The organism is Archangium primigenium, assembly GCF_016904885.1.
Lineage (GTDB): Bacteria > Myxococcota > Myxococcia > Myxococcales > Myxococcaceae > Cystobacter > Cystobacter primigenius.
Genome location: NZ_JADWYI010000001.1, coordinates 9,193,718 through 9,219,550, shown reverse-complemented (window position 1 = coordinate 9,219,550; position 25,833 = coordinate 9,193,718). Strand labels below are relative to the sequence as shown.

Annotated in this window: 19 protein-coding genes and 1 tRNA gene; 12 read left to right on the top strand and 8 right to left on the bottom strand. The window is 71.0% G+C overall.

Annotated elements, in window-relative coordinates:
• Positions 1-102: 102 nt before the first annotated feature.
• The 3 genes from gyrA (at position 103) to I3V78_RS37760 (ending at position 4,993) form a co-directional block, all read left to right on the top strand.
• The gene (gene gyrA, locus I3V78_RS37770; protein WP_204496948.1) at positions 103-2,877 is read left to right on the top strand and encodes a DNA gyrase subunit A; all 2,775 of its coding nucleotides are present in this window, start codon (positions 103-105) and stop codon (positions 2,875-2,877) included.
• A gap of 245 nt (positions 2,878-3,122) precedes the next feature.
• Positions 3,123-4,607: a hypothetical protein gene (locus tag I3V78_RS37765; RefSeq protein WP_204495806.1), complete on the top strand. Its 1,485-nt coding sequence runs from the start codon at positions 3,123-3,125 to the stop codon at positions 4,605-4,607.
• An 86-nt stretch (positions 4,608-4,693) separates the two neighbouring features.
• Positions 4,694-4,993, top strand: coding sequence for a YkvA family protein (locus tag I3V78_RS37760; protein WP_204495803.1), 300 nt, complete (start codon positions 4,694-4,696; stop codon positions 4,991-4,993).
• A 21-nt stretch (positions 4,994-5,014) separates the two neighbouring features.
• On the opposite strand, the gene I3V78_RS37755 is transcribed toward I3V78_RS37760, so the two are convergent.
• Positions 5,015-7,537 (bottom strand): VIT domain-containing protein, encoded by a 2,523-nt coding sequence (locus tag I3V78_RS37755; RefSeq protein ID WP_204495801.1) that lies wholly within the window; start codon positions 7,535-7,537, stop codon positions 5,015-5,017.
• 4 nt (positions 7,538-7,541) lie between these two features.
• Complete coding sequence (locus I3V78_RS37750) at positions 7,542-8,003, bottom strand: MerR family transcriptional regulator (protein ID WP_204495799.1); 462 nt, start codon at positions 8,001-8,003, stop codon at positions 7,542-7,544.
• A gap of 181 nt (positions 8,004-8,184) precedes the next feature.
• Between I3V78_RS37750 and I3V78_RS37745 the strand changes: the two genes are divergently transcribed.
• Together I3V78_RS37745 and I3V78_RS37740 are read left to right on the top strand one after the other, a co-directional pair.
• Entirely contained in the window at positions 8,185-8,391 is a 207-nt protein-coding gene (locus tag I3V78_RS37745; protein ID WP_204495797.1) for a hypothetical protein, read from the top strand.
• Positions 8,392-8,568: 177 nt separating this feature from the next.
• Entirely contained in the window at positions 8,569-10,158 is a 1,590-nt protein-coding gene (locus tag I3V78_RS37740) for an amidohydrolase (RefSeq protein WP_204495795.1), read from the top strand.
• Positions 10,159-10,166: 8 nt separating this feature from the next.
• On the opposite strand, the gene nhaR is transcribed toward I3V78_RS37740, so the two are convergent.
• The gene (gene nhaR, locus I3V78_RS37735; RefSeq protein WP_204495793.1) at positions 10,167-11,063 is read right to left on the bottom strand and encodes a transcriptional activator NhaR; all 897 of its coding nucleotides are present in this window, start codon (positions 11,061-11,063) and stop codon (positions 10,167-10,169) included.
• Positions 11,064-11,195: 132 nt separating this feature from the next.
• Between nhaR and I3V78_RS37730 the strand changes: the two genes are divergently transcribed.
• Positions 11,196-11,268: transfer RNA gene (locus I3V78_RS37730), tRNA-Phe, on the top strand.
• Positions 11,269-11,336: 68 nt separating this feature from the next.
• On the opposite strand, the gene I3V78_RS39675 is transcribed toward I3V78_RS37730, so the two are convergent.
• Entirely contained in the window at positions 11,337-12,197 is an 861-nt protein-coding gene (locus I3V78_RS39675) for a collagen-like domain-containing protein (RefSeq protein WP_239576981.1), read from the bottom strand.
• Positions 12,198-12,525: 328 nt separating this feature from the next.
• Between I3V78_RS39675 and I3V78_RS37720 the strand changes: the two genes are divergently transcribed.
• Complete coding sequence (locus I3V78_RS37720) at positions 12,526-13,302, top strand: aminoglycoside adenylyltransferase domain-containing protein (RefSeq protein WP_204495791.1); 777 nt, start codon at positions 12,526-12,528, stop codon at positions 13,300-13,302.
• Positions 13,303-13,308: 6 nt separating this feature from the next.
• On the opposite strand, the gene I3V78_RS37715 is transcribed toward I3V78_RS37720, so the two are convergent.
• A complete protein-coding gene (locus I3V78_RS37715; RefSeq protein ID WP_204495789.1) occupies positions 13,309-14,046 on the bottom strand; it encodes a hypothetical protein in 738 nt (245 codons plus the stop codon).
• A 126-nt stretch (positions 14,047-14,172) separates the two neighbouring features.
• Here I3V78_RS37715 and I3V78_RS37710 point away from each other — a divergent pair, with 126 nt between their 5' ends.
• Complete coding sequence (locus I3V78_RS37710; protein ID WP_204495787.1) at positions 14,173-14,382, top strand: hypothetical protein; 210 nt, start codon at positions 14,173-14,175, stop codon at positions 14,380-14,382.
• 51 nt (positions 14,383-14,433) lie between these two features.
• On the opposite strand, the gene nagA is transcribed toward I3V78_RS37710, so the two are convergent.
• The 3 genes from nagA to I3V78_RS37695 are packed head-to-tail and all read right to left on the bottom strand — an operon-like array spanning position 14,434 to position 17,440.
• Positions 14,434-15,597, bottom strand: a complete 1,164-nt coding sequence (gene nagA, locus I3V78_RS37705) for an N-acetylglucosamine-6-phosphate deacetylase (protein WP_204495785.1) — start codon at positions 15,595-15,597, stop codon at positions 14,434-14,436.
• Complete coding sequence (locus I3V78_RS37700) at positions 15,597-16,658, bottom strand: SIS domain-containing protein (protein ID WP_204495777.1); 1,062 nt, start codon at positions 16,656-16,658, stop codon at positions 15,597-15,599. Before I3V78_RS37700 ends, nagA begins: the two co-directional genes overlap by 1 nt.
• Positions 16,655-17,440 carry a GntR family transcriptional regulator gene (locus I3V78_RS37695; protein WP_204495775.1) on the bottom strand — a complete coding sequence of 262 codons (786 nt, stop codon included), beginning with the start codon at positions 17,438-17,440 and terminating at the stop codon, positions 16,655-16,657. Before I3V78_RS37695 ends, I3V78_RS37700 begins: the two co-directional genes overlap by 4 nt.
• Before the next feature lie 250 nt (positions 17,441-17,690).
• Between I3V78_RS37695 and I3V78_RS37690 the strand changes: the two genes are divergently transcribed.
• The 4 genes from I3V78_RS37690 to I3V78_RS40035 all read left to right on the top strand — a co-directional run bounded on the left by I3V78_RS37690 (position 17,691) and on the right by I3V78_RS40035 (position 25,828).
• Positions 17,691-18,608 (top strand): N-acetylmuramic acid 6-phosphate etherase, encoded by a 918-nt coding sequence (locus I3V78_RS37690; protein ID WP_204495773.1) that lies wholly within the window; start codon positions 17,691-17,693, stop codon positions 18,606-18,608.
• Positions 18,609-18,637: 29 nt separating this feature from the next.
• Positions 18,638-21,175 carry a phosphoenolpyruvate--protein phosphotransferase gene (gene ptsP, locus I3V78_RS37685; RefSeq protein ID WP_239576979.1) on the top strand — a complete coding sequence of 846 codons (2,538 nt, stop codon included), beginning with the start codon at positions 18,638-18,640 and terminating at the stop codon, positions 21,173-21,175.
• A 29-nt stretch (positions 21,176-21,204) separates the two neighbouring features.
• On the top strand, positions 21,205-22,938 hold the full coding sequence (nagE, locus tag I3V78_RS37680; protein ID WP_204495769.1) for an N-acetylglucosamine-specific PTS transporter subunit IIBC: 1,734 nt from the start codon (positions 21,205-21,207) through the stop codon (positions 22,936-22,938).
• A gap of 124 nt (positions 22,939-23,062) precedes the next feature.
• Positions 23,063-25,828, top strand: coding sequence for a family 20 glycosylhydrolase (locus I3V78_RS40035; protein WP_204495767.1), 2,766 nt, complete (start codon positions 23,063-23,065; stop codon positions 25,826-25,828).
• Positions 25,829-25,833 lie beyond the last annotated feature (5 nt).

Genomic DNA, 25,833 nt, shown 5'->3' with positions numbered 1-25,833 from the left:
CCCCGCGACAGCATTGTTGACGCTGGAAAATCCGGGGGTTACGTACCCCTATCCTCATGAGAGAGGTCCCCTCGGGTGGGCCTCTCCCCCGACCCCAAGATCATGGCCGACGACACCACCGACAAGCCGGCAACGCCCCCCGCGCCTCCTCCAGGCAGCGTGGGAGAACTCATCCCCGTCAACATCGAAGACGAGATGCGCCGCTCGTATCTCGACTACTCGATGTCCGTCATCGTCGGACGCGCCCTGCCCGATGTGCGTGACGGCCTCAAACCCGTGCACCGCCGCGTGCTCTTCGCGATGAACGACCTGGGCAACCTGCACAACCGCGCCTACAAGAAGAGCGCGCGTGTGGTGGGTGACGTCATCGGTAAGTACCACCCGCACGGCGACAGCGCCGTCTACGAGGCCATGGTGCGGCTCGCGCAGGAGTGGTCGCTGCGCTACCTGCTCGTGGATGGCCAGGGCAACTTCGGCTCGGTGGACGGCGACTCGCCCGCGGCCATGCGCTACACGGAAGTGCGCATGGATCGGCTGGCCGAGGAGATGCTCGCCGACATCGACAAGGAGACCGTCGACTTCGGTCCCAACTACGACGACTCGCTCACCGAGCCGCTCGTGCTGCCCAACAAGTTCCCCAACCTGCTCGTCAACGGCAGCACGGGCATCGCCGTGGGCATGACCACCAACATCCCGCCCCACAACATGGGCGAGGTGATCGACGGCACGCTCCACCTCATCGACCATCCCGAGTCCACCGTCCGGGACTTGATGCAGTTCATCCCCGGGCCGGACTTCCCCACCGCGGGCATCATCACCGGGCGCGAGGGCATCGTGCGCGCCTACGAGACGGGCCGCGGGCAGATCTCCCTCCGGGCGCGCACGGAGATTGAAACATCCAAGAAGGGTGACCGCGAGAGCATCATCGTCACCGAGATTCCCTACCAGGTGAACAAGGCGCGGCTCATCGAGAAGATCGCCGACCTGGTGCGCGACAAGAAGCTCGAGGGCATCAGCGACCTGCGTGACGAGAGCGACCGGCAGGGCATGCGCATCGTCATCGAGCTCAAGCGCGATGCCATGAGCGCCGTGGTGCTCAACAACCTGTACGCCAACACGCCCATGGAGACGACGTTCGGCGCGGTGATGCTCGCCATCGACGGAGGCCAGCCGCGCACGCTCTCGCTCAAGGAGCTGCTCGACCGCTTCATCTCCCACCGCCGCGACGTCGTCACCCGCCGCAGCCGCTACGAGCTGCGCAAGGCGCGCGCCCGGCGCCACATCGTCGAGGGCTTGCTCGTCGCGCAGGACCTCATCGACCTGGTGGTGAGCCTCATTCGCGCCTCGCGCGACCCGGACGAGGCGCGCTGGGGCCTCATGCACATCCTCTCGCCCGAGCTCTACGAGCGCGAGCGCTTCGCCAACCTGCAGCGCATCGACTACGAGAAGGCCAAGGCGCAGATGGCCCTGCTCGAGTCGCGCGCGCGCAACGAGGAGCCCAACTACTCGGGCCTGGAGCACCGCTACGAGGGCGCGGGCTTCAGCGAGGAGCAGGCCAAGAACATCCTCGAGATGCGCCTGCAGCGGCTCACCGGCCTGCAGCGCGAGGAGCTGTTCCGCGAGCTCATCGACCTGGTGCGGGAGATCGCCCGCCTGGAGGACATCCTCGGCCACGAGTCCAGCCTGCTCAACGTCATCAAGACGGAGCTCAAGGAGATCCGCGAGCGCTACGCGGACAAGCGCCGCACGGAGATCACCGGCGCGGCCGAGGAGATCACCAGCGAGGACCTCATCGCCGAGGAGACCATGGTGGTGACGCTCTCGCACACGGGCTACGTGAAGCGCTCGCCGCTCAGCGAGTACCGGGCGCAGAAGCGCGGCGGCCGCGGCAAGACGGGGGCCACGACGAAGGAGGACGACTTCGTCACGGACCTGTTCGTGGCGAGCACCCACGCCTACCTCATGCCCATCAGCAACAAGGGCCGGCTCTACTCGCTCAAGGTCCACGAGCTGCCGCTCGCGGGCCGCACCTCGCGCGGCAAGGCCATCATCAACCTGGTGCAGTTCGGCGAGGGCGAGCGCCTGGCCCAGGTGCTGGTGACGCGCGAGTTCGTGGAGAACCAGTTCGTCTTCTTCGTGACCAAGCGCGGCGTGGTCAAGCGCACCGACCTGAGCTCGTTCGCCAACGTGCGCGCCAGCGGCATCATCGCGCTGGGCATCGACGAGGGCGATGAGCTGGTGGCGGTGAAGATCACCGACGGCACCAAGGACATCCTCCTGTCCACGGCGAGCGGCATGAGCATCCGCTTCCCCGAGGAGGAGGTGCGCTCCATGGGCCGCCAGGCCTACGGCGTCAAGGGCATCACCCTGGATGACGGCGACGAGGTGGTGGGCGCCGACGTGGTGGAGAAGGACACCACCATCCTCACGGTGACGGAGAACGGCTACGGCAAGCGCACGCTGGAGACCGAGTACCGGCAGCAGGGCCGTGGCGGCAAGGGCATCATCGACATCAAGACCACCGACCGCAACGGCAAGGTGGTGGGCCTGGTGCCGGTGACGGACAAGGCCGAGGTGATGCTGGTGACCAACGGCGGCATGCTCATCCGCATGAAGGCCAAGGAGATCTCCGTCATCGGCCGCAACACGCAGGGCGTGCGGCTCATCGCCCTGGAGAGCGCCGACGAGAAGGTGACGGGCATCTCCATCCTCCCGGAGTCCGAGCAGGGCGAGGAGGAGACGGAGTCGCCCGCCGAGTCCGTGCCGGTCGAGGCGTCCGCCGCCGCGCCCGAGGCCGCCGCGCCCGAGGCCGCGCCGGAGCCCTCCGCGCCGACCGATGCACCGGAGGCGTCCGAGCCGGAGCCCGAGCCGAGCTGAGCCGACGGACGTCTCGCTTCGTGGGAACGAGGGCCGGAGCCGGAGCGTGATGCTCCCTCCGGCCCTCGCCGCGTCCGGAGACCCGGGTGCCCTCGCGGGAGGCGTGTCTGCCCGATATCCGTTCTCCGGCGCGCCGCGGGCGTCGGGCGTTGGACGCTCCCACCGCACTTGCTTGGATTCTTAGGTTGTGGGTCCAAGGCGGAGAGTGGCCGCCATCGATGGCCCACGGAGGGGGGGCCTTTCTCATGCGTGTCTCGTGTCTTCTGGCCGTGGCGGGTGCCGCGGTGCTCAGCGCTTGTCTGGATCCCGAGGTGTTGCTGTCCGAGTCCGCGCCGGCGGAGGTGTCCCATCCGGAGCGCCGGGGGCTCGGGCTCCTGCCGCTGGAGGTGTCGGCCCCGGAGGAGGCGGCGAAGACCTATGTGGTGGATGCCCGACGCTCGCTGGTGGTGACGGACGAGGTCATCCTGGCGCGCTTCACGTTCGCGGAGGTGATGAACCGGCTGGTGGAGCAGGCCAACCTGGCCAAGCTCACGCCCCTGCGGCTCTATCAGGAGTGGTGGGACACGCAGCGGCGCTCCCCGGGGCTGGGGCTCGGGGGGCTGCACTGTGACGAGCAGCCGCTCGCGGACGGCACGCCGGGCCTCAATGGCTTCGCGTACGCCTGCCCGCGCGCCGAGGGCAACCAGGCCCTGGAGGACCCCTTCGCCTCGTCCGACACGAGCCTCGCGGCGTACGTGCCCATCGCGATCGTCAACCGCTTCGACCTGGCGGCGAGCGATGGGAGCGATTGCGGCGAGTACCGGCTCATCTTCGCGCGCCGCTCGGGGATGACCCAGGACACGAGCCGCAACCTCATCTCCTTCGAGAGCGTGCTGCCCAACCCCCAACCCAAGAAGGGGCTCAAGGGCTGTCAGGACGTGGCGCTCTTCTGGGCCAACCTGTCCAAGGAGGCGGATCCGCTCGAGCGCGCGGACGACCTGCACGACTTCTACTTCAAGGGGCTCACGGGCTTTCCGCCCGCCCTGCACATCGACAACCTGGGCAATGGCGTGAACCGCCCCACGGGGCAGGTGCGCACCAACCAGTTCATGCAGGCGTTGTGGACGCTGCGCGAGTTCCGCGTGCGCAAGGCGTGCGTGGGCAAGACGTGCCAGCTGCGCTTCGAGCCCGCCCCGGTCAATGGCAGCCCCGCCGGCGTCCTCTTCAGCAGCAAGATGGGGCACGCGCTCCAGGAGGACTTCGCCCAGCAGCTCACGTCGCAGGTGGGCAGGCTCTCCACCAACGACGTCTTCGGCTTCAACTTCGTGACGGCCGAGCGCTTCCGGGGCGGCCAGAGCCGCTCGAGTGGCACGGACGACCTCTACACCTACCAGCTCGGCAAGGGCGAGAGCCCCCTGCGCACGCGGCTCCAGGACGCGCTGAACACCGCGGGCAGCGCGCTCACGCCCACGCACCTGGCGGCCCGGGTGCAGGCGCTCTCGTGCGCGGGCTGCCACCAGTTCAGCACCGGGGTGAACATGGGCGGCGGGGTGACGTGGCCGCGCAAGTCCTCCGCGTTCGAGTTCGTCCACGTGAGCGAGCGCATCCATGAAATCGGGCCGCACGGGCGCCGTTATGCCCTCTCGGAGGCCCTGGAAGGCGTCTTCCTGCCCCGGCGCAAGCTGGTGCTGGAGGCCTACCTCAACGGGGCCCCGGGCTTCACGGACGCCCCGGAGTGGGACGCGCACTGAGCCCCGAGGGCCGCCTGGCGGGCGGGCGGCCAGACGGCCCCGGGCGCCCCGCGCAATGGGGTGGGGCGCCCCGCGTAGACAGGGGCATGAACGTCTCCGGTCTTCGAGTCCTCGGCACGCGCTTCTTCCGGTATGTGCGCGACCCGCGCATTCCCCGCTGGCGGCGGTTCGCGGGTCTGTTCGCGGTGGCCTACTTCTTCTTCCCGCTGGACGTGATTCCGGACTTCCTGCCGCTGGTGGGCTGGCTGGATGACCTGGGCGTGGTGTCCGCGGCGGCCTGGTTCATGATGCGCGAGTTGGAGCACTACCAGCCGGGCCCCTCGGGGTGGCCCACGCCGGTGTCCGAGCCCCTGTCGGGAGGACGGACCCCGCTCCGCGGCCGCTGAGCGGGGCCCTCGCCGTGCGCCTCAGCGCGTGGCGAGCCCTTCCACGTGCTGGCGCAGCGCGTCCTCGTTCTCCAGCCGCGAGGACACGCCGGCCAGGGGCTGGGCGGCCTGGGTGATGCGCCCCCGGGTGCGCGGCCCCGAGGACACGAGCCACGCCACGCCCAGGGCCAGCTCCGCCACCTCGGACGCCCCGCCCAGCGTGGGCACGAGCGCGAGCAGCGCCTCCACCGCCTTCTTCACCTGCGCGCCGTGCAGCGCGTGCGTGCTGGTGATGCCCTGGCGCAGCAGCTCCAGCAGGGCGAGCGCGGTGCCACGGGCCTGCCGCACGGGCTCGGGGCCCGCGCCCTGGCCGGCCCACAGGCCGCTGGCGAGCTGCTGGCCGAGCAGGTCCACGCCGCTCGCGCCCATACCGCCCTCGGCCACCTCGGCCATCTCGGCCTCGAACGCCTCGTCCTTGACGCGATCGACGGACGACTCGCGCCTCGACCGGACGTTCTTCGTCTGCTCCAGCGCCGGCGCCGGCGCGGGGGCCGCCGCGCCGGGCGGGGCCGGGGGCGGCAGGGGCGCGGCGGACTTCTTGAACATCCCACCGAGCAGTGAGCCCTTGGCTTTCGCGGACGCGGGCGCCGCGGCGGGTGCCGGGGCGGGAGGAGGCGGCGGCGCGCCTGCGCTGGCCATGGGCACGCCCCGGCGCTTGGGCGCGACGGCGGTGTCGGCCATCTCCTTCTCGGCGGCGGACGCGCCGAACATCGCCCAGCCGGCGGGCGCGTTGACGGGGATGACGCGGGTCTGCGGCTGGCCCGAGGCGCGGCGCTCCCCGGTGCGCTCCTCCACCACCACGAACGAGGTGTGGGGCGTGACCAGGCCATGCGCGAGCGCGAGCTGGACGATGCGCGTCTGGAGCGACTCGGCGCGCCGGCCCACGAGCGCGGCGCCCTGCCAGCTCCGGATGCGCTCGGCGGCCCACAGCTTCTCCACCGCGGGGCGATCGCTCGCCGCGGGGAAGGTCACGGGGATGGTGAGCGAGAACGTCTCCGCGCCCGAGCGGCCCTTGAGCACCACCCGGCCGGTGCCGGGCGTGGCGTAGCGGCCCATGAGGCTCCACGGCGTGCCGTCCACGAGCGACGGCGGCTCGGCGGGCGCCAGCTCCTGGGCCTCCACGCCCTCGAAGCGCACCTCCACGTCCGTCACGCGCGGCGCGAGCGCCCGGGAGAACTGGGCCACCACCTTGTCGTCGATGCGCTCGCCGGGGTGGATGAACTCCACCGCGCCGCCCGTCTGCCGCGCCAAGTCCTTGAGCAGCACGTCGCTCACGTTGGTGCCGATGCCAAAGGAATACATGCGCGCCGTGCGGCGCTCGGCCAGCACCGCCTGGAGGATCTCCGACTCGTTGCCCACCTGCCCGTCGGTGAGCAGCACCACCACGCCGTCGGGCATCGCCCGCGTCGCGGCGCGCAGGGGCTCGAGCAGCTCCGTGCCCCCGTTGGCGCGCAGGGCCGCCACCCAGCGGTCCGCGCGCTCCAGCGTCTGCTGGGTGAAGACGACCGGCTCGGGGGAGAAGAGCGTGAAGGTGGTGGAGAAGGCGATGACGTTGAAGCGGTCCCCCTCGCGCAGGTGGCGCAGACACAGCCTGAGCGCGCCCTGGGCCTGGGGCAGGCTCTCTCCGTCCATGGAGCCCGAGACGTCCACCACGAACACCACCTCCTGGCGCTTGCCCGCGTGCGCCATGCCCAGCAGGTCCGGCACCACGGTGAGGGCGAAGGTGCCCGGCTCCTCGCCCCGGCGGTGGGTGACGAGCGGCGTGAAGGGCACGTCCAGGTCGGCGCCGCGGATGGAGAGCACGAGGTCGCGGTCCAGCGCCACGTGGGGCCGGGCGAGCCGCACGCGCAGGCCCCCCGGCTCACGGCTCAGGGCGATCGCGTGCGAGGGGCTCTCCACCACCACCTCGCGGCCGAGCGCGATGAGCAGGTCCAGGGTGAGGCCATAGCGTGCGTCCCCCACGGGCGGGGTGATGCGGTCCGCGTCGGGCACGCGGTCGGTGGGCCCGGCGTGGCCGTGCGCGGTGCGGTCGCCCGAGGGAGTGCCGGGGATGTAGCGGGGCGCCACGAGCGTGGGCAGGGCCCAGCGCACACAGCCCTCCTCCACCTGGATGGCCTGGAGGAACTCCACCTCCACGAGCGTCTCCTCGTCGGGCAGCAGGTTGCCCACCTGGGCGGTGAAGACATTGGGCCGCTCCTGGTCGAGCAGCGCCGCGCCATGGCCCGCCGTCACCGCGTCGTCGTACGTCTGGAAGGCCTTGTCGCGCTCCTGGATCACGGCCTGCACGCGCCGCCCGGCGCACGTGAGCGAGAACGCGGTGAGCGTGGCCTCGGAGGGCAGGGGAAAGACATACACGGCCTCGACGGGGACCCGCTCGGTGTTGCGATAGCGCTGGCTCACGCGCACGCGGGCATGGCCTCCCAACAGCTCTCCGGAGACCTCCACCCCCTGCAGGGGGACCTGGGCACCGCCGCGCGTATACAGACCACTCTTCTCGTCGTGCATGGCTCTACCTTTCCTCGGTCTTCTGGATGAGGGCCCGCAGGTGCTCCGCGAGGTCCCGGGTCTTCGTGTCCGCCGTGTCCGCCAGGTGCAGCTCCAGGCCGGGGGCCAGCTCCCAGCGCCGCCAGCGCGTCGGCTCGGGCGGCGCGACGGGCGCGGCCGACGCGGGGGGGCCCGGCACGGGGGCCGGCGGCGCCGCGTCGCTCTCGGCGAGCGCGCGCAGGGCGGGCTCGTCCAGCCGCGCCAGCTCCGCCTGGATGGCGTCGAGCGGCAGGAACCGGGCCTGGAGCACCCGGATGGCCTTGAGCCGCAGCAAGTGCTCCTCCCCGTACACCGTGTCCGGCCCCTTGAAGGGAGGGGCTGGCAAGAGCCCCCGCTGCACGTAGTAGCGCACGGTCCGCGCGCTCACGCCCACCGCCTCGGCCAGCTCCGAGAGCTTCCATCCCACCTGTGTCTTCGCCGTGCTCACGAACCTGACAGTAGGTTGTGACAGTTCAGGTGTCAAGAAGCCGCTGTCGAATCGTCACTGTCATGTTGCCGGGGCCTGCATCCGATGTCGGACGAAGCCGGACAGGGCGCGGGGGGCCATGCGTTGCGAGGGGCGGGGGGCGTTCCTACGGTGGGACGAGGTCCTTTCCAGAGGAGAACGCATGCGCCGTGGGCTGCTCGTCGTGGTGGGAGTGGTGGTGGGGCTGGTGGCGTGCCGGACGACGCAGCCGCCCGGCACGGAGTACGCGACCCCCATCCAGGGCGCGGGGGACGTGAACCCCGGCAACATCGTGCCGGCGGATCCCCCCGGGCCCACGGGTCCCCTGACGTTCGGGGACGGGGGCACGCCGGTGGCGCCCGTGGACTGAGGGCGCGGGTGACAGACGCGGGCCACTCGCGCACAGTGGCGCCCGCCGATGTGGCGCCTTTCAGCCCAACCCCCTCCGTCCGCCCGGTCCCGAGGCGTGGCACGGCTCGCCCTCCTGGGGCTGGCGGTGCTGGCGCTCGGGCCGTCGTGTGTCCGGAGAGTGCCCGAGGATGTGAGCATGGAGACGACGGTCTACCTGGCGCGGAGGATCCGGACGTTGGACCCGGAGCGGCCCGAGGCCCAGGCCCTGGCGGTGCGCCGGGGGCGGCTCGTGGCGGTGGGCGCGGAGAAGGACGTGCGCGAGGCCGCGGGGAACGAGGCCCGGGTGGTGGACCTGGGCGCCGCGGTGGTGGTGCCCGGGCTGGTGGACGCGCACGCGCACCTGGGCGGCCTGGGCAAGAGCCTGACGGTGGCGCGGCTGGAGGGGGCGCGCTCGGTGGCGGAGGTCCTCGAGCGGCTGGGCGCGGCGCCCGCCACGAGCTTCCAGGGCGACTGGCTCATGGGCAAGGGCTGGGACCAGAACGGCTGGCCGGGCGGGGCGTTCCCGGGCCGCTCGGAGCTGGACGCGCGCTTTCCCACCACGCCGGTGTACCTCACGCGGGTGGACCACCACGCCGCCTGGGTGAATGGCGAGGCCCTGCGGCGCGCGGGCATCACCCGGGACACGCCGGACCCGGCGGGCGGCCGCATCCTCCGGGACGCGAAGGGCGAGCCCACGGGCGTGCTGGTGGACAACGCCATGGACGCGGTGGCGGGGGTGGTGCCGCCGCCCACGGACGAGCAGCTCCAGGTGCGCCTGTCGGCGGCGCTCGAGCGCTGCGCGCAGGTGGGGCTCACGGGCGTGCACGACGCGGGCATGGACCTGCGCACGTTCCGGCTCCTGCAGACGTGGGACATGTTGGGTCGGCTGCCGGTGCGCGTGTACGCCATGGCGGACGGCCAGGGCGCGGAGCGCCACGAGTACCTGGAGCGGGGGCCCTACAGCGGGCGGCTCCTGGAGATGAAGGCGGTGAAGCTGCTGCTGGACGGGGCGCTGGGCTCGCGAGGCGCCGCCATGCACGCGCCCTACAGTGACGCGCCGGGCGAGACGGGCCTGCTCCTGATGGCGCCCGAGGAGTTGTCGGCGCGCGTGCATGCCTTCATGGAGCGGGGCTTCCAGGTGGGGGTGCACGCCATCGGGGACCGGGCGAACACGCTGGTGGTGGACACGCTGATCGCCGCCGCGAAGGCGACGGGCACCGAGGCGCTGCGCCACCGGGTGGAGCACGCGCAGATCCTCCGGCCCGAGGACATCGAGAAGCTGGGCGCGGCGCAGCTGGTGGCGAGCGTGCAGCCCACCCACGCCACGAGCGACATGGGCTGGGCCGAGGCGCGGCTGGGCGCCGAGCGGCTCGTGGGCGCGTATGCCTGGGAGAGCCTGCGCCGGGCGGGCGCGGTGCTGGCGCTGGGCAGCGACTTTCCCATCGAGAACCCGGACGTGCTGGCGGGGCTGTACGCGGCGCGCACGCGGCAGGACGCGGCGGGTCGGCCCGAGGGCGGCTGGCGGCCCGAGGAGCGGCTGACGGCCGAGCGGGCGCTGGAGGGCTTCACCGGAGGGCCGGCGTGGGCGTCCTTCGCGGAGGAGCGGCGCGGGCGGCTCGCGGTGGGGCGGGACGCGGACTTCACGGCGCTGTCGGTGGACCCGGTGGAGGACGACGCCCGGGCGTTGGTGGACGCGCGGGTGGTGGCCACGGTGGTGGACGGCCGCGAGGTGTACCGGGCGCCCTAGCCCGGGCGTTATCCGAAGAGGTGCGAGCGGGCGCGCTCGGCGATGGCGACGACGGCGGGGTGGCGCAGGCGCCGCTCCACGGAGATGGCGTAGAAGCCCGTCTCGATGTCGCCGGTGCGCCCGAGGACGGACACGTTGAACTGGCGGCAGACCTCGGCCTCGATGACGGACGGAGCGGCGAAGACGCCGTGGCCGCGCTGCCCGAAGGCGCTGAGCAGCGCGCTGTCATCGAAGCCTCCGACGATGAGGGGGCGCACGCCCCGGGCCTCGAACCAGGCGGTGAGGGCGCGGTGGGCCGAGGACCCCTCGGAGGGCAGGAGCATGGGCGCGCCCTCGAGCGAGCGGGGAAAACCCCGGGCGAGGGGCGCCAGGCGCGGGGCGGCGAAGAAGGACACGCCGCAGGTGCCCAGCAGGTGGTTGAAGGAGCGGACGCTGACGGGCTCGGAGGAGGGCGTGTCCGAGAGGACGACGTCGAGCTCGTGCAGGGCCAGCGAGGCGAGGAGCTGGGGGAGGGGGCCCTCGCGGCAGGTGATGTGGATGTCGGGAAAGGCCTCGAAGGCGGGGTGGAGCAGGCTCTCGGCGACGAGCTTGGGCACCACGTCGGTGACGCCCACGGCGAAGCGCAGGCGCTGGCCGGAGGGCAGACCGTTGACGGCGTGGGTGAGCTCGTTGCCCAGGCGGAAGATGTCGTCGGCGTAGCGCAGCACGGTGCGGCCCACGTCGGTGAGGACCAGGCGGCGGCCCTGGCGCTCGAACAGCTTGTGGCCGAGCGAGTCCTCGAGCAGCTTGAGCTGGGCGCTGATGGTGGGCTGGGCGAGGCGCAGCTCCTGGCTGGCCTTGGCGATGGAGCCGGCGCGGGCCACGGTCCAGAAGTAGAGGAGGTGGTGGTAGTTGAGCCAGCTCACGGGACGCCCTCCAGGGGGGCGACCGGGATAACGGAGGCGGGCGGGGGAGGGAAGGGGCGGGGCGAAGAAGATGCTTGACGCGAGGACCCAGCCGCCGTAAACCGTCTCTCGCTTCAAGCGGTCGCGAGGCACGCCTAGGTAGCTCAGTTGGTAGAGCAGGGGATTGAAAATCCCCGTGTCGGTGGTTCGATTCCGCCCCTGGGCACACAGCAGGAAGAATTCGAGGGCGTCAGACTCCGGTCTGACGCCCTTTTCTTTTGCCCGCGCGACGCCTCAATACATCTTGCAGCAGATGCCCTCGGCGCGGACCTTGGCGGTAGTGGACGAGGGGCCCGCCAGGACGCACGCATAGACGACGCTGCCACTCACCGTCGTGATCGTGCCCTCCGCGCCAATCGTCTGGGAGCCAGACGGCACGGTGCACGCCCCACCCGTCAGGAACTCTCCGGGAAGACAGCCCACGTAGGAGCCGGGGTAGCTGTAGCTGTTCACCGTGGCACCGGTGGGATAGCGGCAGGAGAAGGACCGCGGCGTTCCCGCGGGCCCCTGCGCCCCCGTGTCCCCCTTGAGCCCCTGAATGCCCTGGACGCCCTGCGGGCCTTGCGCTCCGGTGTCTCCCTTGGGTCCCTGGAGGCCCTGCGGACCTTGCGCTCCGGTGTCTCCCTTGAAGCCCTGCGGCCCGGTGTCTCCCTTGGGGCCCTGCGGACCCTGTGCCCCCGTGTCTCCCTTTGGACCGGTCGTTCCGATGGTCACGTCGAAGGCGTCGTTCTGATCCAGGTTGGGACCGGTCGACAGCGTCAGCAGATAGGAGCCGGGCTGCAGGAACGCGGGGGGCAGTTCGACCACAACGGTCGAGGAGCCGTAGGTCTTGACCGTCAGGCCAATCTCCGCGACCCGGACGACGGGGGCGGCGCCCGTGGTGGTCGAGAACTGACGGCCATGGATGAACATCAGGCGCTGGGTGGTGTCCACGTCCACGTTCGTGATGAGCGTCCGGCTCTGGTTGTCCTGGGCCCGGGCCTGGGTCTGGAGCGAGAGCCCTCCCGCCACACTGGCGAGAATCCCCAGGCCGGTGGCCATGGAAGACATGCGCAACCGAACCGCCAACGTCTTGCCCGCGAAGAACTTCGTCATGTGAATGCGACTCCTGTGGATTGGGGGCGCGGACGAGGCCAATGGCATCCGCGACGGGGCTTCCAACCCTGGAGTGAATCCCTTTCATTTCCCCGGGTGAATGAATGGGAATTTCGGTGGTTTGAGGGGCAATGTTTAACTTTGTGGGCGGTCACAAATCGATACCCAGGCTCTGGGACCTATGCGGGAGTGGGATGTTTTTCTCGTCATCGGCCGCCCGCTCGCTCGCTCTCCGGGAGACTTCCGTCGGGCGCTGGACGTCGTGACGTCGTTGGCCCTGGAGACGATGCGCCTGGCGACCGACCCTGTCTTCCTTCCGTGAGGCTCCATGACTTCTCCCCATGTTCCTTCCGCGACCGTGGCTCCTGAACTCCAGGCCTATGCGGCGCACGTCGTCGCGCGCCTCCAATCTCTGTTGGATGAGGCCCTCCTGGGTGTCTATCTCATCGGCTCGGCGAGTCTGGGCGGCTACGAGTCCGACCTCAGTGACATCGATGTCATCGCCGTCTGCGCGGCCCCGCTTCCATTGGAGACGAAGCAGGCCATCGCGGCGGCCTTGGACCACCGCGTGCTGCCCTGTCCCGCGCGGGGGTTGGAGTTCGTGCTCTATGCCCGTGACGCCGTGGCCTCACCCACGCGCGAGCCGCGCTTCGAGCTGAACTTCAATACGGGCGCGGGCATGAGCCACCGCTTCAGCCCAGGACCCGAGGGCGAGCCGGGCCACTGGTTCGTGCTCGACCTGGCCGTCGCGCGTGAGAACGCGATCGCGCTCCTCGGTCCTCCGGCGCGGGAAATGCTCGCGCCCCAGCCTCGGGCGTGGATCCTCGAGGCCCTGAGCGCGTTGCTCGCCTGGCATGCCCGCGAGGAGCCCGTGAGCCCCAACAACGTGCTCAATGCCTGTCGCGCCTGGCGCCACGTGGAGGCGGGCGACTGGTGCACCAAGCGTCAAGCGGCGCTCTGGGCCCGCACGCGGCTGGAGGATCCCTCCCTCATCGATGCCGCGCTCGCGCGGCGCGAGGGTCTACCGGGCCCCGCCCTGGAGGCCGAGGCCGTGCGCGCCCTGGTGCGGCGCGTCCAGGACGCCCTCGCGCGCGCGCGGGCCTGACGGGTTTCAGCCCGCGAAGGGCAGACCCTCGGTCTTCTGTTCCAACTCCGCCTGCGTCGTCCAGCCGAGCAGGCCCGTCGTGGACTTGATGAGGAAGGCGGGCGCCTTGCCTTTCTGGGGGGACGGCGCGGCGAGCAGCACCTGGATGCGCGAGTCCTTGGCCAGCAGGGCGACCTGGGTCGTCTCCTTTGCGCCCGCGCCTCGGCCGAAGGTGAGCGGGAAGGACTGCTTCACCGTGGCCTCCACGCCCACGGCGTAGAACTCCTGCGGCACCTCGCGCAGCTTCCACTGCTTGCGGTCCAGCACGTACTTGTTGCGCCGGGTCCAGAATCCCTCCCACGTGTCCGAGAGGACGATGCCGTTGCCGCCGAGCTTCTCGGGGTCGAAGGTGTGGATGTCGCCCAGGCGCTTGAGCGCCTTGCCGTCGTAGCCGAAGAAGTAGACGCGGTGCTCGCTGTCGACCTCGCCCGTGGCCGAGACGACGAGCTCCTTCCACGTGTCCCCCTTGTCCAGGTCCACCACCTCCACCTCGAAGCGGGTGCCCGTCCCCGTGTCCACCGGCAGGGAGGCGCCCCCCACCTGGAGGGTGAAGCGGGGATTGTCCGCGGTCCACCGCAGGGCGATGGTCTCCGGCTTGCCATCGCCATCCAGGTCGGCGGAGAGCGGCGAGGGGGGGGGAGCGGCCAGGGCGGGCGCGGACAGCAGCGCCGCGGCGGCGAGCGGAGCGAGGGGCCAGTCAGTCATGGTGTGGGGTCTCGAGGGGGATGGCGTGTCTTATCCTACCCCTCAAGAAATGGCCCTTGGACCCCCAGAACACGGTATGTTCGAACCTATCCGGTCTCGCCGGACTTACTCGAACGGAGCGACGACATGATGAAGCAGGCGAAGGGTCTGTGGGCGGTGGGCGCGTTGATGCTGGGCCTGGGAATGGGCTTCACCGCGGGGGCTTCCTCCACGGCGGCGCAGGCGCCGGAGGCGCCGGGCATCGTGGAGTGTTCGAAGGACTCGCAGTGTGATGCGCGCTGTGGCGGCACGGGCAACGGCGCGTGCCAGATGGGCCGCTGCTACTGCATCCGCTAGGCTCTGTTCGATGCCTCCGGGACCGTTAGCGTGGGCGGACGGTCCCGGGGCTCAGTACCACTGCGCCTGACCCGCCACCCACGTGCCGAGCACCGACAGGTCCGGGCTGAGCAGCGTGAGGTCCGCGTGGTAGCCGGGGGCCACCCGGCCCCGCTGCCGCTCCAGTCCGAGCAGGCCCGCCGGGTAGAGCGAGGCCATGCGCAAGGACTCCTCGAGGCTCAAGCCCAGGAGCTTCACGCAGTTGCGCACCGAGGCCGCCATGTCGATGTCGGCGCCCGCCAGCGTGCCGTTCTCCGTCACCAGCCGCCCGTCGCGCCGCAGAATGGTCTGCCCATAGAGCTGGAAGGTGCGCGCGTCGGTGCCCACCGGGGGCATGGCGTCCGTCACCAGGAACACCTTGCCGGGCGCCTTGCTCTTCACCAGCAGGCGCAAGAGGGCGGGGTGCACGTGGATGCCATCGGCGATGATGCCGCACCACGTGTTCTCGGTGTCGACCGCGGCGAGCACCGGGCCGGGCTGCCGGTTGTTGACGGCCGGCATGGCGTTGCACAGGTGGGTGAAGCCGCGCACGCCCGCGGCCACGGCCGCGTGGGTCCGCTCGTAGGTGGCCGCCGTGTGGCCCGCCGAGAGGATGATGCCCGCCGAGGCCAGGCGGGTGATGAGCGCGTCCTCGACCTGCTCGGGCGCCAGCGTCATGAGCAGCCGGCCCTCCTGGGTGGCCAGCCGCGTGGGCAGGGTGAGCAGGTACTCGATGTCCTGCGCGTCGGGCGCGCGGATGTAGCGCGGCTCGTGGACGCCCGGCTTGTCGCCACTGATGAAGGGGCCTTCCAGGTGGATGCCGAGCACGCCGCCGCCGGGCCGGGCCAGGGCCTGGAGGGTGGCCTCGCACGCGCGCCGCATCTTCGCCTGCTCGTCGGTGATGAACGTGGGCAAAAGCCCCGTCGTCCCGGAGCGCCGCACGGCGGCGGCGATGGCGAGCGCGGCCTCGACGGTGGGCGTCTCGTTGAACAGCACGCCCCCGGCGCCGTTGACCTGCGCGTCGATGAAGCCCGGGGCGAGCACGGCGTCGCCGGGCAGGCGCACCCGCTCGGCGCCCGCGGGCACCTCGGCCTCGGGCAGCACGGCCTGGACGTGCCCGCCCTCGAGCACCACGCCATGCCCCTCGAGGAGCTTCTCGCCCGTGAAGACCCGGGCCCCACTGAGCACGCGTGCCATCACACGGTCTCCGTCACTTTGCGCAGGTGCACGGGCACGTCGGGATCCAACTGGCGCGCCACGGCGAGCCGGTGCACGGCCATGTAGAAGCTCTGCACGTGGCACAGGGGCACGATCGCGGGGTGCGCGCCGCTGATGCTCGGCAGCGGCAGCGCGCCGGGCACCGCGAGCGCCGAGTGCACCTCCGCGCCCAGCTCCACGAAGCGGCGCACCACGGTGCGGGTGCTCTCGGCGGAGTTGTCCTCCTGGCCCAGGGCGATCACCGGGAAGCCGGGCCCCACGAGCGCGAGCGGGCCGTGGATGACCTCCGCGGTGCTGAAGGCCTCGGCGTGCAGGCGGCACGTCTCCTTGAGCTTGAGCGCGATCTCCAGCGCGGCGCCCAGCCCGCTGCCCCGGCCCAGCACGTAGATGCTGCGCGCGTCGGTGAGCCGCGACAGGGTGGGGCCCCAGTCCAGCTCCCGCGCGGCCTCCAGCGCCTCGGGCAGGCGGCGGACGGCCTCGTGCAACTGGGCCTCACCGGACCAGTGCGCCACGAGCTGCAGGAAGGCCAGGCCCGACAGGAGGTAGGACTTGGTGGCCGCCACGCTCTGCTCGGGACCGGCGCACAGCGGAATGCCCACGTCGCACATGCGCATGAGCGGGGAGTCCTCGGTGTTGACGAAGCCGACGACGAGCGCGCCCGCCTCCTTCGCCCGCTCGGTGAGCCGCAGCAGGTCCGGGCTGCGGCCGGACTGGGACACGGCGATGAAGAGGCTGTCCTTCAGGTCCAGGTGGGGCGTCTGGTAGACGGACGCCACGCTCGGCCCCACGGAGGCGACGGCGCGCCCCAGCGTGGTCTCGATGAGGTACTTGCCATAGCTCACCGCGTGGTCGGAGCTGCCCCGGGCGCAGGTGACGACGAAGCGCGGCGGGTTCTGGCGCAGGCGCGCCCCCAGCTCGGCGAAGCGCCCCGCGCAGCGCTCGATCTGCAGGCGCGCGACGTCCGCCGACTGGGCGGCCTCCCGGGCGAGCGCGGGGGCCGGTGGGACGCCAGGGTTCACGGGGTGGGGAGCGAGGCTCATCGGGTTACCTCTCGGGCGGGGGTGGCCAGGTTCAATTCAACGATGAAGTCGTAGGAGTCGCCCCGGTACTGGGAGCGGACGAACTCCATGGGGGTGCCGTCCTCGAGCAGCGTGCGGCGCTCGATGTAGAGGGCCGCGGCGCCCTCGGGCACCCCGAGCTGCTCGGCGTGCTCCACCGTGAGCTGGATGGCCGACAGGCGCTGCAGCGCCCGGAAGGGGATGACGCCCTTGCGGCGCAGGGTGTCGTAGAGCGAGCCCTGGACCTCGTGGGGGTCGGCCAGGAAGCGCGTGGGCAGCACCGCGAGCTCCACCGCCATGGCGATGCCGTTGGCGGTGCGCAGGCGCTGCAGCCGGCTCACCTGGGTGCCCGGGCTCAGCCCGAGCGCCAGCGCCTCCTCGGGCGTCGCGAGCGCGACCGCCCGGTGCAGCCACAGCGAGCCGGCCGCCAGTCCGCGCGAGCCCATGTCCTCGGAGAAGCCCGTGAGCGTGGACAGGCGCTGCTCCACGATGGGCCCCCGGTTGACGAAGGTGCCCGCCCCCTGGCGCTGCTGCAGCAGCCCCTCGTCCAGCAGCTCCTTGAGCGCCTTGCGCACGGTGACCCGCGACACGCCGAAGCGCTCGGCCAGCTCCCGCTCGCCGGGCAGGGCATCACGGTGGCCATAGCGGCCACTGTTGATCTGTCCCCGGAGGTGGCGCGCGAGCTGGAGGTAGAGGGGCAGGTGCAGGTCGCTCGACAGGGCGTCCCGCTCCGTGGGCTCCGATGCGCTCGGTGGGGTGGTCATGGCTCCAGTTCCTTCGGACCGCGATAGGACCATGATAATACCACTATGAGACCATGACGCAAGGCTGAATCCAAACCGGGAGTGCTTGTAAATCGACTCAACCCCTTGGAATCACGAGGTTTTCACTTTCCGTCGTTTTTTTTGACCCGATGCGCCACCGCACAAAGTGAAATTCTCGTTGAAATCGAGAAAGGTGCTGGTATGGTGCACCAGTCCAATCTAATACCAGTCGCTGCCGAGGGGACTCCACATGTCGCGGGAAACGGAAGGGTCGCCCCAGCGCTTGAAGGGGTTGGACACCTGGAGCACCGGGGAGGTCCTCGAGACGTTGTGGGCGAGCCAGTCCCGGGCGGTGGCGGCCTGCCTGCCCGTTTTGCCGGAGCTGGAGCGCGCGGTGGGCGCGGCGCACGAGCGGCTGGCGCGCGGCACCGGGCGGCTCATCTACACGGGGGCGGGGTCCTCGGGGGCGCTGGCCGAGCTGGACGCGCTGGAGCTGGCGGGCACCTTTGGTTGGCCCTCCTCCCGGCTCGCCATCCTGCTGGCGGAGGGGCGGGACCTGGCCGGGGGCATCAACGGGCCCGCCGAGGACGACGCGGCGGCGGGGCGCGCGCGCCTGGCGGAGTTCGGGCCCGGGTCCCAGGACGTGGTGGTGGGGGTGTCCGCCAGCGGCCATAGCGCCTTCACGACGGGCGTGCTGGCGGAGGGGCGGCACGCGGGCGCGCTGACGATCGCGCTGGCCAGCGTGGAGGACTCGCCGCTGATGCGCGCCGCGGAGCACCGGGTGCTGCTGCGCACCGGGGCCGAGGTGATCGCGGGCTCCACGCGGCTGGGCGCGGGCACGGCCCAGAAGGTGGCGCTCAACCTCTTCTCCACGGCGCTCATGACGCGCCTGGGCTTCGTCTTCGACAACCTCATGTGCCATGTGCGGCCGGGCAACACCAAGCTGCGCCAGCGCTGCATCCACATCATCCGCCAGATCGCCCAGGTCGGGGAGCAGGCCGCCGCCGAGGCCCTCGCCGCCCATGGGGACATTCCACGCGCCGTCCTCGGGCTGAGCGGATGCTCCGCCGCCGAGGCCGACGCCCTCCTCGCCCGTTCGGGGGGCAATCTGCGCACCGCGCTCCAGGAGCGCGCTTCCCAGGGGAAGGCCGGTCCATGTCCACGTTGAGTCTCGTCTCTTCCACGGAGCCGGGAACCATGTCCATGCTCAAACTCATCGCACCTCTCGCGGGCTGGGCCACGCGGCTCGAGGAAGTGCCCGATCCCGCCTTTTCCCAGAAGATGGTGGGGGATGGGATCGCCGTCGACCCCACCTCGTCCGAGCTCCAGGCGCCGTGTGACGGCGTGGTGGTGTCGATCCATGCCTCGGGGCATGCCTGCACGCTGCGCGCCGCCACGGGCGCGGAGATCCTCCTGCACATCGGCCTGGACACCGTGAACCTGCGCGGCGAGGGCTTCACCGTGCGCGTGCGCGAGGGCCAGCGGGTGAAGGCGGGCGAGCCGCTCATCTCCTTCGACATGGACTTGCTGGCGCGCCGGGCGCGCAGCCTGTTGACGGTGATGGTGGTGGTCAACGGCGAGGGCTACAGCATCGCGAGCCGGCGCCAGGACCGCGCGGTGTCCCTGGGCGAGCCGCTGCTGGAGATCGAGGGCGGGGAGCGCGCGCCCGAGGAGGCCGCGGCGGGTGCCACGGCCGAGCGCGCCGTGCGGCTCTTGATTCCCAATGGACTGCACGCCCGTCCCGCCGCCGTGTTCAGCCGCCATGCGCGGATGCACCCGGGGTCGGTGAGCGTGGCCCATGGCGGGCGCGTCGCCAATGGCAAGAGTGTCGTGGCGCTCATGGGCCTGGGGGCCAAGCATGGCGACACGCTGACCCTCACCGTGCAGGGCGCCGAGGCGGGCCAGCGGCTGCAGGCGCTGGTGGACCTGGTGTCCAGCGGCCTGGGCGATCCCATCCAGCCCATCGTCGAGGCGCCGGCGGCCACCGCGCCCGCGCCCAGGGCCGCGTCGCCCGTGGCCCTCACGCCCTACGCGGCGGGCGCGCCCGCCCTGTTCAAGGGCACGCCGGCGGCCCCGGGCATCGCCGTGGGCATCGCCGTCCGGGTGCTCGAGACGCAACTGGAGCTGACCCAGCGGGGCCAGGGACAGGCCGAGGAGCAGCGCCGGCTCACCCATGCCCTGACGAGCGTGCGCCAGGAGATCGAGGTGATGATCGAGGGCGAGTCGGGCGTGGCGCGCACGGAGATCTTCCGGGCGCACCTGGTGCTGTTGGACGACCCGGACCTCAATGACGCCGCCCTGCAGTCCATCTCCTCGGGCCACAGCGCCGAGTGGGCGTGGCGCAGCGCCATCGAGCTGCACGTGGGCATGCTGCAGCGGCTGGAGAACGCCCTGCTGGCCGAGCGCGGTGGGGACCTGCGGGACATCGGTCGGCGCGTCGTCGCCCTGCTCACGGGGCAGAGCGGCTCGCGGGTGCCCGAGAACCTGCCCGACAACGCCATCCTCGTGGCGGACGAGCTGATGCCGTCGGACCTGGCGGCGGTGCCCCCGGGTCGGCTGGCGGCGCTGTGCACGGCGCACGGCGGCCCCACGTCCCACGTGGCCATCCTGGCCGCGGGCCTGGGCATTCCGGCGGTGGTGGCTGCGGGCGACGCGGCCCTGCGGGTGCCCAACGGCGCGGCGATGATCGTGGATGGCGAGCGGGGCGAGGTCCACGTCCATCCGAGCGCCGAGCTCCAGTCGGCCACGCTGCGCTCGCTGGCGGAGCGGGCCACCCGGCGCGAGGCCCACCTGGCCCGGGCCCACGAGGGCTGCCACACGCTGGACGGCCGGCACGTGGAGATCTTCGCCAACCTGGGCCGTCCCGGGGACGCGGCGTCCGCGGCGTCGCAGGGCGCGGAGGGCTGCGGCCTGCTGCGCAGCGAGTTCCTCTTCCTCGAGCGCTCCACCGAGCCGACCGAGGAGGAGCAGACGGCGCAGTACCAGCACATCGCCCAGGCGCTGGGCGGCCGTCCGCTCGTCATCCGCACCCTGGACGTGGGCGGGGACAAGCCCCTGGCCTACCTGCCGCTGCCGCGCGAGGAGAACCCGGTGCTCGGCCTGCGCGGGGTGCGCGTCTCCCTGCGGCACCCGGACATGCTGCGCACCCAGCTGCGCGCCATCCTGCGCGTGAAGCCCGAGGGCGTCTGCCGCGTGCTCGTGCCCATGGTGACGTCCGCCCACGAGATGCGCGCGGTGCGCATCATGCTGGAGGAGGAGCGCCGGGCGCTGGGCGTGTCCACGCCGGTGGCCCTGGGGGCGATGATCGAGGTGCCGGTGGCCGCCATGCTGTCGGACCGGATCGCGCGCGAGGCGGACTTCCTGTCCATTGGCACCAATGATCTCACCCAGTACGGGCTCGCCATGGATCGCGGCAACCCGCACGTGGCGGCGCAACTGGACGGTCTGCACCCGGGTCTCTTGCGCCTGGTGGCGAGCACGGTGGAGGGGGCGCGCAAGCACGCGCGGCCGGTGGCGGTGTGTGGTGGCATCGCGTCGGACCTGCGGGCGGCGCCGCTGCTCATCGGCCTGGGCGTCGACGAGCTGTCGGTGTCGCCGGCGGTCATCCCCGGGCTCAAGGCCTTCATCCGCACGCTCTCCATGAGCCAGTGCGAGAAGACCGCCCGTCAGGCGTTGGAACTCGAGAATGGTGACGAAGTGCGCGCGCTCGTGACGAGCACGTGGCCGGGTCTCTGAGGAAAGGCATTACCCATGGAGAACACGAGATGGTGAGCAACAAGTTCGCGGGAGTACAACAGCTCGGGCGCGCCTTGATGTTGCCCATCGCCGTCCTGCCGATCGCGGGCCTGCTGCTGCGTCTGGGTCAACCAGATCTGCTCGGCATCTCGTTCATCGCGGCGGCGGGAGACGCCATCTTCGCCAACCTCGGCCTGTTGTTCGCCGTGGGTGTGGCGGTGGGCTTCGCCAAGGAGAACCACGGCGCCGCGGGTCTGGCGGGCGCGGTGGGCTACTTCATCGTCATCAAGGGCACGGATGCCCTGGTGCAGGTGCCGCCCGCGGTCCTCGACGGGCTGGTGGGCGCGGCCAAGGACCTGGCGGTGTCCGGGTACAAGGCGCGCCTCGCCTCGAAGATCAGCGTGCCCACGGGCATCATCTCCGGCCTGCTCGCGGGGGTGCTGTACAACCGCTTCAAGGACATCAAGCTGCCGGAGTACCTGGCCTTCTTCGGTGGCCGCCGGTTCGTTCCCATCATCACGGGTCTGGCGTGCCTGGGCGTGGCGCTGGTGTTCGGCTTTGGCTGGCCCCTCATCGAGTCGGGCCTGGACAGCGCCAGCCGCGCGGTGTTCAGCGCGGGCCGGGCGGGTCTGTTCCTCTACGGCGTGTTCAACCGGCTCTTGCTCGTCACCGGCCTGCACCACATCCTCAACAACCTCGCGTGGTTCATCCTCGGGGACTACAACGGCGCCACGGGTGACCTGAACCGCTTCTTCAAGGGTGACCCCGCCGCGGGCGCGATGATGGCGGGCTTCTTCCCGGTGATGATGTTCGGCCTGCCGGCGGCGTGTCTGGCCATGTACCGGGCGGCCCTGCCGCGCAACCGCGCCAAGGTGGGCGGCCTGCTCTTGTCCATGGCGCTCACGTCCTTCCTCACCGGCGTGACCGAGCCCATCGAGTTCGCGTTCATGTTCCTCGCGCCGCCGCTCTACCTGCTGCACGCGGTGCTCACGGGGGTGTCCATGGTGGCCATGGACGTGCTCAACGTGAAGCTGGGCTTCGGCTTCTCGGCGGGCATGTTCGACTACGTGCTCAACTACAAGCTGGCCACCAACCCCGTCCTGCTGCTGCCCGTGGGCGCGGTGTACTTCGGCCTCTATTACGGCCTGTTCACCCTCTGCATCTCCCACTTCAACCTGAAGACCCCGGGCCGTGAGGAGGACGACCTCGCCTCGGCCGCTCCGGCCGATGGCGCCTCGCTGCCCGCGCCCGCCCTGTCCCGGGGCGCGGCCTGGATCCAGGCGCTCGGAGGCGCGGCGAACATCCAGGTCGTGGACGCCTGCACCACCCGCCTGCGCCTGAACGTGGCGGACAACACCCGCGTCGACGAGAAGGCCGCCTCGGTGCTCGGCTCGCGCGGCATCATCCGGCCCGCGCCCGGCAGCGTGCAGATCATCATCGGCCCGCAGGCCGACCAGGTGGCCTCCGAGGTGCGCGAGGCGCTGCGCGCGGGTCCGGCCGTCGCTCCCGCGGCCGTCAACCCCGAGCGCACCCTGGCGCAGGGCATGATCGTCGCGCTGGGCGGTGCCTCGAACATCCGGGACATCGGCCTGTGCTCCACGCGCCTGCGGCTGGTGGTGGTGGACGATCAGCGCGTGGATGACGCGGCGCTGCGAGGGCTCGGCACGCGCGGCGTGGTCAAGCCGGCCGCCGGCTCCGTGCAGGTCATCATCGGGCCCACGGCGGACCGGGTGGCCGACGAGCTGCGCGCGCTGCTGCGCTGACGCCTCGAACACGCAGGGTGGGGGAGGGCCCCGGGAGTCTGGTGAACGCCAGACTCCCTCGGGGGTTGGGGGAACTCTGTCTCAAGAACACACAACCGAAGTGAATCCGTTCGCCGGAGGCAACATGAAGCGGTTTCTGACGTCTCTTCCCATCATGGCGGTGCTGGCCTCGGGATGTACTGGCGGAGACTCGCCGACTCCCAACCCGGAGCCCAACAAGCCCGGTGAGCCCCAGCCCGAGCCGGTCCCCACGCCCTCCTCCGCGCTCTCCGTGGAGTGGCAGGTCGTGGAGAACTTCCCGAGCGCGCCGGGCTTCTTCCGCTCCACCTTCACCCTGGAGAACAAGGGCCCCGAGGCCCTGGGCAACCAGGGCTGGAAGCTCTACTTCAGCTTCGTGCGCCGCGTGCTCAACGAGGGCGAGGGCAGCAAGGACCTGCGCATCTACCAGGAGCTCGCCAAACAGGGCGTGAAGGTGTCCCGGGCGGACCGGGCGGGCAGCGGCGACTACTTCGTGCTCGAGCCCCTGCCGGACTTCAAGCCCATCGCGGTGGGCGAGCGGCGGGCGCTGGACGTGCTGGCCACCGACTGGGCCATCCTCAAGTCGGACGGGCCCGCGGGCTTCCACATCGTGTTCTCCGGCGGCCAGTTCAAGAGCGACCGCGCGTACGCCGTGCCGTCGACGGCGAAGCTCGACGCCGCGGACCCCAAGCAGACCTCGCGCTTCAAGGACGACACGCTGCCGGTGCAGACCCCCGCCCTGCGCTTCCAGGAGAACCCGGCCCTGGCCGACCTGGAGCTCAAGCGTCGGCTGTTGCCGTCGCCCCGCGCCGTCACGGCGCGTGAGGGTCAGGTGACGCTGCGCGAAGGCCTGCAGGTGGGCCACTCCGAGGCGCTCGAGAACGAGGCCCGCTACCTGGTCTCGGCGCTCGGCGACGTGATGGCCGGCAGCATCGGCGCGCGCGTCTCCACGGGGAGCGAGGCCATCCAGCTGCGCATCCAGGCGGACCTGGACATCGACGGGGACGGCAAGGCGGACGCCGAGGGCTACCAGCTCGACGCCAAGGACGGCCGCATCACCATCACCGGCACGGACGCGGCCGGCGTGTTCCACGGCCTGCAGACGCTCCGCCAGCTCATCCCCACCGAGGCCTACGCCGCCGCGGTGAAGCCGAGCGGCCGCCGCACGGAGCTGTCCATTCCGGCGGTGCTCATCTCCGACGCGCCGGGCTTCACCTACCGCGGCATGCACCTGGACGTGGGCCGTCACTTCCAGTCCAAGGAGACGGTCAAGAAGCTGCTGGACGTGCTCGCCTACTACAAGATCAACAAGTTCCACTTCCACCTCACGGATGACGAGGGGTGGCGCCTGGAGATCCCGGGCATCCCGGAGCTGACGGACTACGGCTCGCGCCGCGGGTTCGATCCGGACGAGACCCAGATGATGCACGCGGCCATGGGCTCCTCGAACGACCTGGAGACGGGCGATCGCATCGAGCTCAAGCCCGCCAGGCGCGGCGCCACGGAGACGGTGCGTCCGGCCTACCAGGGGTTCGAGCAGGAGATGCTCAACTTCGTGGGCAAGGGCAGCGGCTACTACACGACCCAGGACTTCGAGGAGATCCTCCGCTACGCCACCGAGCGGCACATCGAGGTGATCCCGGAGATCGACATGCCGGGCCACGCGCGCGCCGCCGTGCTGTCCATGGAGTACCGCTACCGCAAGTACAAGGACACGGACCCGGAGAAGGCCACCCAGTACCGGCTCTTCGATCCCAACGACACCTCCAAGCACACGAGCGTCCAGGGCTACACGGACAACTTCGTCAATCCCTGCCTGGAGACCTCGTATGCCTTCCTGACCAAGGTCGTCCAGGAGATCGCGGCGCGGTACGCGAAGGTCCCGGGCGCCAGGCTCACGACCATCCATGGCGGCGGCGACGAGCTGCCCTCGGTCCAGTCCAACGTCTGGTGGCAGGGCTCTCCCCTGTGCAAGGCCAACGCCGAGACCAAGGATCTGGGCGACATCGCGCTGGCCAACCACTTCTTCAAGCGCTGGAGCCAGATCATCACCACCACCGGCGCGAAGATGACCGGCTGGGATGATGTGATTCACAACGGTCTGGACCTCGAGGGCTTCATTCCCATGCCCTGGAGCAACGTGTGGGGTTGGGGCCGCGAGGATGATGCCTACAAGTTCGCCAACCAGGGCTACTCGGTCATCCTCTCCCACTCGACCAACCTCTACATGGACCTGGCCTACAACAAGGATCCGGACGAGCCCGGCTACTACTGGGCCAACTTCACGGACGTGAAGAAGACGTTCGAGTACCGGCCCTTCAACATCTACGCCAACGCCACCCACAACCGGATGGGCAATCCCATCTCTCCGAGCGACCTGAAGGACAAGGTCCGCCTGTCCGCCGAGGGCAAGAAGAACATCCTCGGCATGCACGGTCTGCTCTGGAGCGAGAACGTGAAGACGCCCGAGGTGATGGAGTACCTGGCCTTCCCGAAGATGTTGGGCGTGGCCGAGCGCGCCTGGAATCCCGAGCTGCCCGCCGAGGCGGAGATGCCCGCGCTCTGGGCGCAGTTCACCAATGCCCTGGGTCAATCCATCCTGCCGCGGTTGGATACCTACCGGCCGGTAGACACGCGCGGCGAGCTGCCGGATTCCGTGGGCGTGAACTACCGCATTCCCCTGCCGGGCGCGGAAGTGAGCGGCGGCAAGCTCACGGCGAACGTGCTCTTTCCGGGCATGGTCATCGAGTACTCCACGGACAACGGCGCGACCTGGAAGCGCTACACGGCGCCGGTGGATGTCTCGGGCCGCGTGCAGCTGCGCACGCTCGCGACCGATGGCCGCACCAGCCGTGTCGCCACGCTGAACTGAGGCCG